Genomic DNA, 12,676 nt, shown 5'->3' with positions numbered 1-12,676 from the left:
TCCCGAAGTTGGGAGAGCGTCCCTTCAACGAAAGGCTCCGCTCTGGCTCGCCGAAGATGGTCGGAAGAGTTCCTGGCTTGAGGTTCCGGGCTTGAACCTCTCCGACGCCTGGGACTACGAGCAGTTCGACGCTGAAGCGCAACGGCTGTACGAAGCCGGCGACTTCGATCAGGCGCTTGGCCTCCTCAAGGAGGCTCTCACCCGCTATCCCGACTCGGTCGAACTCCTCGTCTCACTCGGGTATACGCGGCTGGCCCGCGAGGAGTATGCCTGGGCGCGCGCCGCCTTCGACGGGGTCCTCCGGATCGATGCCGAGCACGAAGAGGCGCTGGCCGGGTTGGGCGACGTGCTGCTGAAGCTGGGCGAACGCGCGGAGGCCTTCCAGATCTTCGAAGGCCTCATCGCCCTCGGCTACGACCAGGACGTGGAACTCATGCTCTGCGTTGGGCGCAGCCTTCTGCGCGAGGGTCTCCTGAGCCGGGCGGAGCGCTTCTTCCGGCTGGCCCTCGCCGCAGATCGCGAGAGTCCCGATGCGGCGCTGGATCTCGCCTTCACCTTCTACCGGGATGGCGACACCGAGGGGGCCCTGTTCTGGAGCCGGGAGGCCGTGCGTCTGGATCCTCGCTTCGGGGAGGCGCGTACCCTCTACGGTAACGTGCTCTACGAGCGCGGCGATTTCCGGGGGTCGCTCGTGCAACTGGGGGCGATCCCGGTGACGGACCTGGCGGACCCGATCGTCGCGTGGCGGGTCGTCGACCTCAAGCGGCGACTCGAGAACCTGCCGTCGGACGCCGAGGAGTTGCAGCCCTATCTGCTGGCGCTGGAGGAACTGGCACCGGAACCGAGTCCCGAGGAGCGCCTGCTGGCCGAGGTCGAGGCTCGGGCGAACGGGCTGACGGCCGGGCCGGGCACGAGCCAGCTCGATCTGTTCGGTCGTCCGCCCGACGCGTCGGCGGTGGACGTGCACCGCGTTCGGGCGCCGAATGGCGTGGTGTACGAGGGAGACTGGGATGGCATCGTGCGGGCCATGCGAAACGGGTCCGAGGAGCCCGGCGTCTCGCTGTCGGACTTCATGCGCAACGAGGCGATGCGGCTCCATGCGCTGACGGGCATCGCCGTGTCCTGGCAGACGGCGCGCGCTTTCCTCGAGGACTCGGCACGGGTCGGCGCGCTCGAAATCGAACGCTAGGCATCCCGAGGTGAAAACTCCCTTGCGCATCGCCGTCATCGGCGGCGACGGGATCGGTCCCGAAGTGACCCGCGAAGCGTGTCGGGTGCTTCAGGCCGTGGCCGTCAGAGGCCTGTCCGATCTCGAGTTCACGCACTTTCCGCACGGTGCGGATCACTATCTCGCCACCGGGGAGACGCTTTCGCAGCGTACCTTCGAGTCTCTGAGGGATGACTTCGACGCGATTCTATTCGGCGCGGTGGGCGATCCGCGCGTGCCCGACGGACGTCACGCTCGCGACCTCCTCCTCGGGCTGCGCGTGCGGCTGGACCTGTTCCTCAACCGCCGGCCGCTCAGGCTGCGGGCACCGGAGCTGTCGCCGCTGAGGTCGGCGGACACGGTGCCCATCGACTTCGAGATCTTCCGCGAGAATACGGAAGGCCTGTACGTGGGGATCGGGCGGGTCGAACACGAGGACACGCCTGATGAGGTCGCGGTGTCGGAGTCGATCGCGACCCGGTTCGGGGTCGAGCGGATTGTCCGGCGGGCGTTCGAGCACGCCGCTCCCCGGGCGTTGCGCGTCACGCTCGCGGACAAGGCGAACGCGGTGCCGCACATGTTCGGGCTCTGGCGCCGCGTGTTCGCGGAGGTCGCCGCCGGATACCCGGGGGTGGAGTCGGAGATGCGGTACGTGGACGCGCTCGCCATGGAGATGGTCCGGGTGCCGGAACGGTTCGGGGTGATCGTCACGTCGAACCTGCTTGGCGACATTCTCTCCGATCTGGGGGCCGAGATCGTGGGGGGGCCGGGGCTCGCCCCCTCCGCCAACGTGAACCCCGGCGTACATGGCCTGTACGAACCCGTGCACGGCAGCGCCCCGGACATCGTGGGGACCGGACGGGCGAATCCGATGGCGGCGGTGCTGAGCGCCGCGCTCCTCCTGAGGGATCACGGTTCGGACGAAGCCGCCGAGATCATCGAGGAGGCGGTCGATGCGGCCCTCGACTCGCGGGTGCGGACGCCGGACCTTGGGGGAAGCGCGACGACATCGGACGTCGGAAGCTGGCTTGTGGAACGGGTGAGCGCGGCCTGATCCGCCACGCTACGTTTCCCGCTCGGGCCCGTAGGTCGGGCCCCGCGCGCCACCACCGGTGACGGCGGAGCCGCGAGCAACAATGAAATGGATCCGGTTGGACGACCGGCAAGAGACGGAAGGACTCTGCGAAGATGAGCGACAGCAACGGTAACGGAACGGTGTTTCTCTCGGCGGCCCGGACCGCCATGGGCGCGTTCGGCGGCAGCCTGAAGGACTATTCGGCGGTGGACCTCGGCGTCGTCGCTTCGGAGGCGGCGATCGAGCGCTCGGGCGCCGAAGCCGGCGACTTCGGGCACGTCGTGATGGGGAATGTGATGCAGACGTCGGCCGACGCGATCTATCTCGCGCGGCATGTGGGGCTGCGCGCGGGGCTGCCGATAGAGACCCCGGCGGTCACCGTGAACCGCCTGTGCGGCTCGGGCTTCCAGTCCGTGATCGACGGCTCGCAGGAGATCGCACTCGGCGAGAGCGATGTCTGCCTCGTGGGCGGAGCCGAGTCCATGAGCCAGGCGCCGCACATCGTGCGCGGGGCCCGCTGGGGTTTGCGGCTCGGCCCGGCGCCCAAGTTCGAGGATTCCCTGTGGGAAGCGCTCACCGACCCCTACTGCGGCTTCTCGATGGCCCAGACGGCGGAGAATCTCGCGGAGGAGTACGGAATTTCGCGCTCGGAGGCCGACGAGGTCGCGGTTCGCAGCCAGCGGCTCGCGGCGGAGGCGTGGGAAGACGGCCGCTACGAGGACGAGGTCGTACCGATGATGGTGGGAAGAAAGGGGAGGGAAACGTCCTTCGAGCGGGATGAGCACCTTCGTCCCGACACGACGGTCGAGGGGCTCGGGAAGCTCCGGCCCTACTTCAAGCAGGATGGTCTCGTCACCGCGGGCAACGCGAGCGGGATCGGGGACGGGGCGGCGGCGCTCGTTCTGGCGGGCGCGGATTACGCGGACGCGCATGGTCTCGAACCGGTCGGCCGTCTCGTCTCGTACGCCGTGGCCGGCGTGCCCCCCCACATCATGGGCATCGGGCCCGCCCCCGCCTCGCGCGCAGCCCTCGACAAGGCCGGCCTCACCCTCGACGACATCGACCTCGTCGAGGTGAACGAAGCGTTCGCCCCCCAGTACCTGGCGGTTGAGCGCGAACTCGGTCTCGACCGGGACAAGGTGAACGTCGATGGCGGGGCGATCGCGCTCAGCCATCCGCTCGGTATGACGGGGGCGCGGATCACCGGCCATCTTCTGCACGAACTGCGGCGCCGGGGCGGCGGCCTGGGCCTGGGCGCGGCGTGCATCGGCGGCGGGCAGGGCGCGGCCGTAGTCGTGGAGGTTGACGCCTAGCAGTCCGCCGGGCCGGGCCCCACGAGCAGTCGGAGGGAGCGAACATGGATCCCCTATTCTTCATCCTCGCCGGGGCGGGCGCGCTCGCCCTGGCCACGAGTCTCCGCATCCTGAAGGAATACGAGCGGGCCGTCGTCTTCCGCCTCGGCCGCGCCCGCCCGACGCGCGGGCCGGGGCTCATCTTCCTCGTCCCGTTCGGGGTCGAGCGCATGGAGCGGGTGAGCCTGCGGATCATCGCCATGGACATCCCGCCGCAGGACGTCATCACGCGGGACAACGTGTCGGTGAAGGTCAACGCGGTCCTCTATTTCCGGGTGGCAAATCCGAAGCGCGCTATCCTCGAGATCGAGGACTTCCTCTTCGCCACCTCGCAGCTCGCGCAGACGACGCTGCGCTCGGTCATCGGGCAGGCGGAACTGGACGAGGTCCTCGCGGAGCGCGAGAAGTTCAACCAGATCCTGCGCGACATCATTGATCAGGGCACCGATGCGTGGGGGATCGACGTCACGGGCGTCGAGGTGAAGGACGTGGACCTGCCGCAGGAGATGAAGCGCGCGATCGCGCGGCAGGCGGAGGCGGAACGCGAGCGGCGCGCCAAGGTTATCAACGCGCAGGGCGAACTGCAGGCGGCCTCCAACCTGCGGGACGCGGCGCGCCAGTTGAGCGAATACCCGGCCTCGCTACAGCTGCGTTTCCTGCAGACGGCGACGGAGATCGCGGCGGAAAACAACTCGACAACGCTCTTCCCGCTCCCGGTCGAACTGGGCCCGATGATGGGTATGATCAAGGGGCTCGCCACGGTGTCGGAAACGGTGTCGGACACCGCGTCGGGCGATGACGAATCTTCGACTCCCGCCGGCGAACGTACGCTCGAAGGCTCGCAGGGAGCGCCGCAGCTGCCGCGCGCGGAGTCGGCGGGCGACCCGAGTGAGGTTGTCGAGCCTGAAGCGGTGGAGAGAGAGAGAGATGCCGCCGGCTGACGGCGACCGTGAGGACTCGGCCGGATCCGGTCCACCGGTTCGCCGTCCGCCCGGGTCGGCGACGGTCACGCAGGAGCAGCTCGAACGGGTGATCCGGCGCGCGTCGGATCTGCAGTTCCGCAGTGCCACCTCGGTCGGTGGGGCGCTCGGTGCGGGCGAAGTCGTTCAGATCGGGGCGGAGGTCGGGATCGAGGAGCGCTACATCCGGCAGGCGCTGGCCGAGGTTGAGGCCGCCTCCCTCATCCCCGACGCGCCTCCGGATGACGGCCTCGCGCGCCGGATGATCGGTCCGGCGATCGTGAGCACGAGCCGGGTGGTGCCCGGAAGCCCGCCGGAGGTGGAGGCGAATCTCGAGTCGTACCTGCGGGAAGAGGAGCTTCTCAGACAGGTACGTTCCCGGTCGGGCGGGTCGCTCTGGGAGCCGGGGACCGGCGTCGTCAACCAGATGCGCCGCGCCATGGATGTCGGCGGACGGCGGTACATTCTGGCGAAGGCTCGCAACCTTCAGGTCGGTGTGGAAGCCCTCGAGAGCGGCTGGTCGCTCGCCACGCTCACGGCCGACATCGGGAACATGCGGGCGGAACGGCTCGGAGGCTGGTTCGCGGGCATGGGCCTGCTTGGCGCGGCTGGGGGCTTCGGCCTCTTCATGGCGACGGGAGGCGGTGTCCTGCCGCTGCTGGGAGGACTCGGGATCTTCTCGGGTTTCACGGCCGTCGGAACGGTCTCCGCGCGGGCCGACATGCGGAAGGTCAGGCAAAGGATGGAACTCGCGCTTCAGGGTCTTCTCGACCGACTCGAGCGCGGCGAGAATCTCCGAAGCGAAGAGGAACCGTGGCACCGTAAACTCCTGGGCTGAGGAGCGCGCGTTTCCGGACGCAACACGCCAGCAGGCATAGATATGCCAACGGACATCAAGGGAGCGGACATTGACTGAGATTCGGAAGGTCGGGGTGGTCGGAGCGGGACTGATGGGGAGCGGGATCGCGCAGGTGAGCGCGGCGGCCGGCTATGAGACGATCGTGCGGGAGGTGGAGCAGGGGTTCCTGGACCGGGGGCTGGCCGGCATCCGGAAGACACTGGATCGCGCCGTGCACAAGGAGAAGCTGAGCGCGGCGGAGCGGGATGCGACGGTGGCTCGTCTTCGCCCGACGCTGGAACTGGCGGACCTCGCGGAGTGCGACCTCATCATCGAGGCGATCACCGAAAACCTCGAGGCGAAACACGCGTTGTTCGGCGCACTCGGCGGGCTGTGCGGGGGGGAGACCATCTTCGCCTCCAACACATCGAGCCTGTCCATCACCGAACTCGCCGCGGAGACGGATCGTCCGGAGCGTTTCGTTGGCCTCCATTTCTTCAGCCCCGTCCCGGTTATGCCGCTGGTGGAGGTGGTCCGCTGCGGGCAGACGGCGGATGAGACGTTCGAGGCCGCCTTCGCCTTCGCCGCATCGCTCGGGAAGAGCCCCATCGCCTGCGGCGACAACACCGGCTTCGTGGTGAACCGGCTCCTCGTCCCCTACATGCTCGACGCCATCCGTGCCTACGAGTCCGGGATCGCGTCGATACCCGACATCGACAAGGGGCTGCGCCTGGGCTGCGGATACCCGATGGGACCCTTCACGCTGGGCGATTTCGTGGGGCTCGACACGCTGTACCACATCACCGGGATCATGTACGATGAGTACAAGGAGGCGCGCTTCGCCTCTCCGCCGCTGCTGCGCCGCATGTTCCTGGCGGGATACCACGGCCGGAAGACGGGGAAGGGCTTCTACGACTACAGCGGCGACGAACCGGTCGTGTCCAGCTTCGTCCTGTAGTTCGCGCCGGGCAGGCGTGTCGGACGGACACTCGGCCGTGTGACGTCTCCCCGCCCGGAGACGTCTTGTGGTGGGCAGACCGACATCCGCGCGCAGAGGACCTTCATGAGGCGGAGACGATTGACGGTGGAGCCGTCGAAAGCACGCGCGATGGTCGCGGTGCGCGTCCTTCTTCTGACTGCCGCGATTCCCGCCCTGCCCGGGGCGAGTGCCTCGCGTGTCTTCGCCCAGGAGCCCGTTCGCGTGGTGGGCGCGGTTCGCGATCTGGGGACGGGCGAGCCGGTCGAGGGGGCGTTGGTGCGGCTCGCTTCCGCCTCCGATGTCGCGGGTGAGCTTCGCGAGACGCTGACGGGCCCGGAAGGCACGTTTGCCTTCGAGGATGTGGCGCCGGGCGACTACGCGCTGGGCGTGCGACGTATCGGATACGAGGACTTCAGTATTCCTCTGGAGATCGGTCCTGGCGCGCCCACCCCGGTGGAGGTGGGACTCCGAACGCGGGCGATCCCGCTCCAGCCGCTCAGCGTCGATGTGGAGGGACGGCCGCCCCGCCTCGCCGAGACGGGCTTCTACGACCGTCTCGAAGAAGGGTGGGGGACGTACTTCGAACCCGAGTGGATCGAGACCCGCAGGGCGGGACACATCCGACTGTCGCGTTTCCTGTCCGACCTGCAGATGCGTGCACCCGCGTCACGCTGTGAGAGGGTCCCGGTCTACCATGACAGGAGGCTCATCGGTCTTGCGGATGGGATGGGAACCAGCCGGTCGTGGTCTCTCAACCCTGCGGGGAGGCACAGATCCCCAAGCGGTCCGCCCCCATGGCTCCTCGACGAACTGTCCGTGACGGACGTCGGCGCGGCCGAACTGTACACTCCCTCGACCCCGATCCCTTTATTCGCCCTCAACGACACGACGATCGCGTGCGGCGCCATCATCCTGTGGTCCGACTGGATGGCGCAGGTGGCGCAGATTCCGCAAATCGAGGTCGACCTGTGTGAACCGGGGGGGCGTCCCGGTGAGGTGGCGCTGGACGGGTTCGTGGAGGACGAACTCACCGAGGTGCGGCTGCCCGCGGCCCATGTCTTCGCCTCGTATCCGGCTCCGGGCGAGTCCTTGCTGAAGGACCTCGAGGTGCGCACGGATTCGCTCGGCCGCTTTCGCTTGTGCGAGCTGCCCGCCGGAGCAGCGGTAGAAGTGACGGCGGCCTACGGTCGTGAGATGGGTGTGTCCGCCCTGGTCGAAGCGGCCGACGGGGCGCGGCTGAGGCTCACGGTGAAGGTGACGGAGCCGGGCACGATCACGGGTCTGGTCGTAAACGAGGGGACGGGGCGGCCCTTCGGGGGCGTACCCATCCTGCTGGTGGGCACGGACTTCCGCGCCGTGACGAGCACCGCGGGCAGGTTTTCGCTCGAGGGCGTGCCCCCCGGTGCCTACCGCATCCGTGCTGTCTGCGAGGGATTCGAGCCGGCGTCACAGGAAGTGGAAGTCACGGGAGCCGGGCAACTCCGCGTGATGCTCGCCTTGAGTCCCGAGGCCAGACTGGCTTTCGCTCCCCGACGCTGCGCCACCTAGCAGGTCAGGTCGGCCAGAGCCAGCCGAAGGCGCCGCCCGTCAGCAGTCCGTAGACGAGCCCGTCGAACACGTTGCGCCCGGTCGTCGCCCACGACTGCGAGTACCAGATCGACCGCTGGAGGTGCGGCCGGCTGCGGCGCGGCAACTGACCAAAGTTCAACGTAGGGTCTGCAGACTGCTGGCGCCCCGGGGCCTATTGCTGGAAGCGGAGCTGAACCCCCAGCGCGTGCCCGGCAATCAGTGGCCGGATCCGGACGCGGGCGGGCGGAGAAAGTCCGGACGAAGTCGACAGGGGTTCGACTCGGAGCCAGCCCGCGGCGGCTTCTGTCGCCCGGCCGCCCACCCACCAGCCGATGAAGCCGCCGACCGCCACGTCGGACAGCCAGTGCCGGTCTCCGTAGATCCGGGCGAGTCCCGTCCCCGCGGCTGCCACATAGAAGGGAATGGCCCACCCGCCTTCGGTGACCTCATCGACGGCGGCGGCGATGGCGAAGGCGTAGGCAGTGTGGCCGGACCCCAGCGAAGCGTTGCTCCGGAAGGGATCGAAGTGCAGGACGCCTCGCTCGGCTCTCGGACGGCTTCGTCCCAATGCCCAGTTGAGGACGGTGTTCGACATCGAGCCGGCGAGGACGCCGAAGAAGGCCGAAGTCGCCCGCCGGACCCCCTGCTCGCCGTCCAGCGCGACGCCAAGCAGGATTCCACCCCCCGCCAGCCAGGGAGCGGTCTGTTTCCAGTCGCCGTACGTGTGACCGCCCTCGGCCAGATCGCGACCGAACTCCCCTTGATGATCCAGCGCCAGATCACGGACAGTCTCGTCGACGAGGAAGGCACCGCCCAGGACGCCCGCGCCGAGGGCGACACCCCGCCAGACCCGGGTGCCCTCCGCCCCCTGCGAATCCGAAGGCGCTTCGACCGCCTGAGCGGCGAGGTGGAGCGGGAGCAGGAACCACGCAACTCCGAGCGAGGCAGCAGCCCCTCGACGGGCTTTCCGGGGCGGGATCGGGCGGCGTGCGCCGCAGCGGCCGAAGCGTGTCATGGACGCCTCCGAAGCTGCCTGCCCGGCGGCTCCCGGGCAACCGCCCGCCGCCCGTGTTCGGAGGAGGTCTTCAATGGGCAAATTTCCTTGCGGTACAAGGGTTTTCGCCGTATTTTCCGGGTCTGTGACGAAGACACCGGAGGCACCGTCTATCCGCCAGCCTGAGGCGTCCTCCGCGCCTTTCTTCAGGCGCCTGACCCTTCGCGACTACCGCAACTTCGAGCGACTCGAATGCGAGTTCCCGGAGGCCGGCGTCGCGATCATCGGGCCCAACGGATCGGGTAAGACGAACCTCCTCGAGGCGATCTACTACCTCGAGGTCTTCCGGTCCTTTCGAGGCGTGCGGGACCGCGAACTCGTGCGGTTCGGACAGACGGTGTTCCGGGTGGAAGGTGAGGTGGAGAGGGGGATGTCCGTGGCCGCGGCCTACGACCGATCGCAGCGCATCAAGAAGGTCGAGGTGGACGCGCTGGAAGTGGAACGGGTCTCGGCCGGGATCGGGTCGGTGGGCGTGGCGGCGTTTCGCCTCGACGATGCCGACATCGTGCGCGGGGGACCCACGCTGCGGCGCCGGTTTCTCGACGTTGCGCTCTCGGTCGGCGTGCCGGGCTACCTCTCGGCGCTGCAGCGCTACCGGGGCCTTCTGTCACAGCGGAACGAGGCGCTGCGGCGCGGCTGGACGAACGAGGAGATCGACGCCTGGACCGAAGGACTGATCGAGGACGGCGGGTTCCTCACCGAAAAACGGGCGACATGGGTATCTGAAGGGGCGGAACGATACGCCGATTTCTACGGGCGAATCTCGGGTGGAGACAGCGCGCGGCTGCGGTATGCCGCTTCGGTCGCGTCGGGTGCCGGGACAGGTGGTCTCGAGGAAGCCGGCTCGTGGGCGGATCGCTTTCGGGAAGCGCTGGAGGCGACTCGGGAACGGGAGCGCCGCCAGGGGGTGACCGTGGTAGGTCCGCACCGCGATGAGATCCGGTTCGAGGTCGAGGCGCCGGAGGGGTCGCGAGACCTCCGGAGCTATGGGTCGAGCGGACAGCAGCGCACCGCGGCACTGGCCCTGCGCCTGCTCGAAGCCGACCGGCTGAAAGAACGCCTCGGCCGTGAGCCGCTGTACCTGCTCGACGATGTGTTCGCGGAACTGGACGAGGGTCGCTCGGATCGCCTGTTGCGGCTCTTCGAGTCGGAACGGGGCGGACAGGTGATTCTGACTGCTCCCAAGCTAGGTGACGTGGGCCTGATGGGAGGGAAGCTGGCGCGATGGCACCTGCGGAACGGGCGCCTGATCGCATGAACGAAGCGGCGTCCCGGCCGGTGTCGCGCGCGTCCTCGCGGCGTCGCGATGCGAGAAAGGGCCAGCGGCACCCGCAACGCGTCGGGGGCGTGCTGGCGGAAATGCTCGACCGGATGGGGATCCGCGAACGCGTGGAACGCAGTGCCACTGCCGCGCGCTGGGAACGGATCGTCGGACCGCACATCGCGCGGGTGACGAGGGTCGGCGGGATCAAGGGAAAAACGTTGTTCATCGAAGTCGCCGGTGCGGCCTGGATGACGGAATTGAACATGATGCGGAGAAAACTGCTGAATCGTCTGAACGAGAACCGCACTCGCGGCCGGATCGACCGGATCGTGTTCGTGCAGTCCGGGGACTCATCGCCGGCCGCGGCGCGCCGCGGCCGACTCGATAGGGGGAGGGGTTGATGGCGAAGGCGACGACCGGTGGGAAGACCGCCGGCAACCAGAACGGGAACTCGGACTATACCGCCCGGCAGATCCATGTCCTCAAGGGACTGGAGGCCGTGCGCAAGCGTCCGGGGATGTACATCGGGTCCACTTCCGGACGCGGATTGCACCATCTCGTCTACGAGGTCGTCGACAACTCGATCGACGAGGCGATGGCGGGATATTGCTCCGGTATCGAGGTCACGATCGGGACCGACCAGTCGATCCGCGTCGTGGATGACGGGCGCGGGATCCCCGTGGACCTTCACCCGACCGAGAAGGTGCCCGGGGTCGAGCTCGCCCTCACGACGCTCCACGCGGGCGGAAAGTTCGACAAGTCGAGCTACAAGGTGTCGGGCGGACTGCACGGCGTGGGCGTTTCCGTCGTGAACGCGCTCTCCGAGTGGCTGCAGGTCGAGGTGCGCCGCGACGGCCACGAGTGGACGCAGCGCTACGAGCGCGGCGTCAGCCAGGGCAAGCTCACGAAGGGGCGGAAGACGACGGACACCGGGACCACCGTGACCTTCCGGCCCGATCCGGAGGTCTTCGAGGGTCTCGGAGACCACCTCGAGTACAGCTTCGAGACGCTCGCCAACCGGCTGCGGGAGATGGCGTACCTGAACCGGGGCGTGCGAATCACCATCGTGGACGAGCGGCAGGAGGATGCGCGCCGCGACTTCCACTTCGAGGGGGGGATCGCCCAGTTCGTCGAGTACCTCCTGGGCAACAAGACTCCGCTGCACTCGGACGTCATCTACGTGGCGGGCGCGCAGGACGACACCGAGATCGAACTCGCCATGCAGTACACGGACGCCTACAGCGAGAACACGTTCACCTTCGTCAACAACATCAATACGCACGAGGGCGGGACCCACCTCTCCGGGTTCAAGGGCGCCCTCACCCGCACGATCAACAGCTACGCGCAGCGGAACAACATCCTCAAGAAGGCGGACCCGGCCCTGAGCGGCGACGACGTGCGCGAGGGGCTCGTCTGTGTCCTGTCGGTCAAGGTCATGGAGCCGCAGTTCGAGGGGCAGACCAAGACCAAGCTGGGCAACAGCGAGGTGCGCGGCATCGTCGAGAGCCTGGTCAACGAGAACCTCGGGACGTGGATGGAGGAGAACCCCCGCCCCTCCCGGAAGATCATCGAGAAGGCGCTCCAGGCGTCGCGGGCGCGGGAAGCGGCGCGCAAGGCGCGGGACCTGACGCGCAAGAAGTCGGCGCTGGAGACCGGCATTCTGCCGGGCAAGCTGGCGGACTGCTCGATCACGGACCCGGAAATCGCCGAACTGTACCTGGTGGAGGGAGACAGCGCGGGCGGCAGCGCGAAGATGGGGCGCGACCGCAACTACCAGGCCATCCTCCCCCTGCGCGGGAAGATCCTCAACGTGGAGAAGGCGCGGATCGACAGGATCCTCTCCAACGAGGAGATCCGCGCCATGATCACCGCCATCGGGACCGGGATCGGAGAGGATTTCGATCTCTCGCAGGCCCGGTATCGGAAGGTCGTGATCATGACGGACGCCGACGTGGACGGCGCCCACATCCGGACACTGCTCCTGACCTTCTTCTTCCGGCAGATGAGAGAGCTCATCAACGCCGGATACATCTACATCGCGCAGCCGCCGCTGTACCGGGTGTGGAAGGGGAAGACGGAGTTCTACTGCTACGACGAGTCGGAGCGCGTCGCCGCCCAGGCGAGGCTCGACAACGGCAGAGGCAGCACCTCGCTGCAGCGCTACAAGGGGCTGGGCGAGATGAATGCCGATCAGCTGTGGCACACCACGATGAACCCGGAGAAGCGCACGCTGCTCCAGGTGAGAATCGACGAAGCCGTGGAGGCGGATCGCCTGTTCGACACCCTCATGGGCGAGAACGTCGAGCCACGCCGCGACTTCATCGAGCAGAACGCCCGCTACGTCCGCAATCTCGACGTCTGATCCGCCTCTGAGCCCAC

The 12,676-nt window shown here is 68.0% G+C and carries 12 protein-coding genes; 10 read left to right on the top strand and 2 right to left on the bottom strand.

Annotation, left to right across the window (positions count from 1 at the left end):
* Window positions 1-91 precede the first annotated feature (91 nt).
* The 7 genes from ACOOGH_RS10415 (at window position 92) to ACOOGH_RS10385 (ending at window position 7,958) form a co-directional block, all read left to right on the top strand.
* Window positions 92-1,189, top strand: coding sequence for a tetratricopeptide repeat protein (locus ACOOGH_RS10415; protein WP_420448847.1), 1,098 nt, complete (start codon window positions 92-94; stop codon window positions 1,187-1,189).
* 10 nt (window positions 1,190-1,199) lie between these two features.
* On the top strand, window positions 1,200-2,261 hold the full coding sequence (locus ACOOGH_RS10410; RefSeq protein WP_420448846.1) for an isocitrate/isopropylmalate dehydrogenase family protein: 1,062 nt from the start codon (window positions 1,200-1,202) through the stop codon (window positions 2,259-2,261).
* 134 nt (window positions 2,262-2,395) lie between these two features.
* Window positions 2,396-3,595 (top strand): acetyl-CoA C-acetyltransferase, encoded by a 1,200-nt coding sequence (locus ACOOGH_RS10405; protein ID WP_420448845.1) that lies wholly within the window; start codon window positions 2,396-2,398, stop codon window positions 3,593-3,595.
* A 44-nt stretch (window positions 3,596-3,639) separates the two neighbouring features.
* Entirely contained in the window at window positions 3,640-4,575 is a 936-nt protein-coding gene (locus ACOOGH_RS10400; RefSeq protein WP_420448844.1) for a slipin family protein, read from the top strand.
* Window positions 4,562-5,431 carry a hypothetical protein gene (locus ACOOGH_RS10395; protein ID WP_420448843.1) on the top strand — a complete coding sequence of 290 codons (870 nt, stop codon included), beginning with the start codon at window positions 4,562-4,564 and terminating at the stop codon, window positions 5,429-5,431. The genes ACOOGH_RS10400 and ACOOGH_RS10395 overlap by 14 nt, the downstream gene beginning before the upstream one ends.
* Before the next feature lie 70 nt (window positions 5,432-5,501).
* Window positions 5,502-6,389 (top strand): 3-hydroxyacyl-CoA dehydrogenase family protein, encoded by an 888-nt coding sequence (locus ACOOGH_RS10390; RefSeq protein WP_420448842.1) that lies wholly within the window; start codon window positions 5,502-5,504, stop codon window positions 6,387-6,389.
* Between the two features lie 105 nt (window positions 6,390-6,494).
* The gene (locus tag ACOOGH_RS10385; protein ID WP_420448841.1) at window positions 6,495-7,958 is read left to right on the top strand and encodes a carboxypeptidase regulatory-like domain-containing protein; all 1,464 of its coding nucleotides are present in this window, start codon (window positions 6,495-6,497) and stop codon (window positions 7,956-7,958) included.
* A 4-nt stretch (window positions 7,959-7,962) separates the two neighbouring features.
* Here the strand turns inward: ACOOGH_RS10385 and ACOOGH_RS10380 are convergent, their stop codons facing one another.
* Together ACOOGH_RS10380 and ACOOGH_RS10375 are read right to left on the bottom strand one after the other, a co-directional pair.
* Window positions 7,963-8,103, bottom strand: a complete 141-nt coding sequence (locus ACOOGH_RS10380; RefSeq protein WP_420448840.1) for a hypothetical protein — start codon at window positions 8,101-8,103, stop codon at window positions 7,963-7,965.
* A 48-nt stretch (window positions 8,104-8,151) separates the two neighbouring features.
* Window positions 8,152-8,994 carry a phosphatase PAP2 family protein gene (locus tag ACOOGH_RS10375; protein ID WP_420448839.1) on the bottom strand — a complete coding sequence of 281 codons (843 nt, stop codon included), beginning with the start codon at window positions 8,992-8,994 and terminating at the stop codon, window positions 8,152-8,154.
* 124 nt (window positions 8,995-9,118) lie between these two features.
* Here ACOOGH_RS10375 and recF point away from each other — a divergent pair, with 124 nt between their 5' ends.
* From recF to gyrB, 3 genes are read left to right on the top strand one after another with little or no spacing between them, the layout of a single operon-like run.
* Window positions 9,119-10,291, top strand: a complete 1,173-nt coding sequence (gene recF, locus ACOOGH_RS10370; protein WP_420448838.1) for a DNA replication/repair protein RecF — start codon at window positions 9,119-9,121, stop codon at window positions 10,289-10,291.
* Window positions 10,288-10,698, top strand: coding sequence for a DUF721 domain-containing protein (locus tag ACOOGH_RS10365; RefSeq protein ID WP_420448837.1), 411 nt, complete (start codon window positions 10,288-10,290; stop codon window positions 10,696-10,698). Before recF ends, ACOOGH_RS10365 begins: the two co-directional genes overlap by 4 nt.
* Window positions 10,698-12,659 carry a DNA topoisomerase (ATP-hydrolyzing) subunit B gene (gene gyrB / locus ACOOGH_RS10360; RefSeq protein WP_420448836.1) on the top strand — a complete coding sequence of 654 codons (1,962 nt, stop codon included), beginning with the start codon at window positions 10,698-10,700 and terminating at the stop codon, window positions 12,657-12,659. The genes ACOOGH_RS10365 and gyrB overlap by 1 nt, the downstream gene beginning before the upstream one ends.
* Window positions 12,660-12,676: the final 17 nt, after the last annotated feature.

Source organism: Candidatus Palauibacter sp. (assembly GCF_965213655.1).
Lineage (GTDB): Bacteria > Gemmatimonadota > Gemmatimonadetes > Palauibacterales > Palauibacteraceae > Palauibacter.
This window is presented reverse-complemented; position numbering and strand designations above follow the sequence as displayed.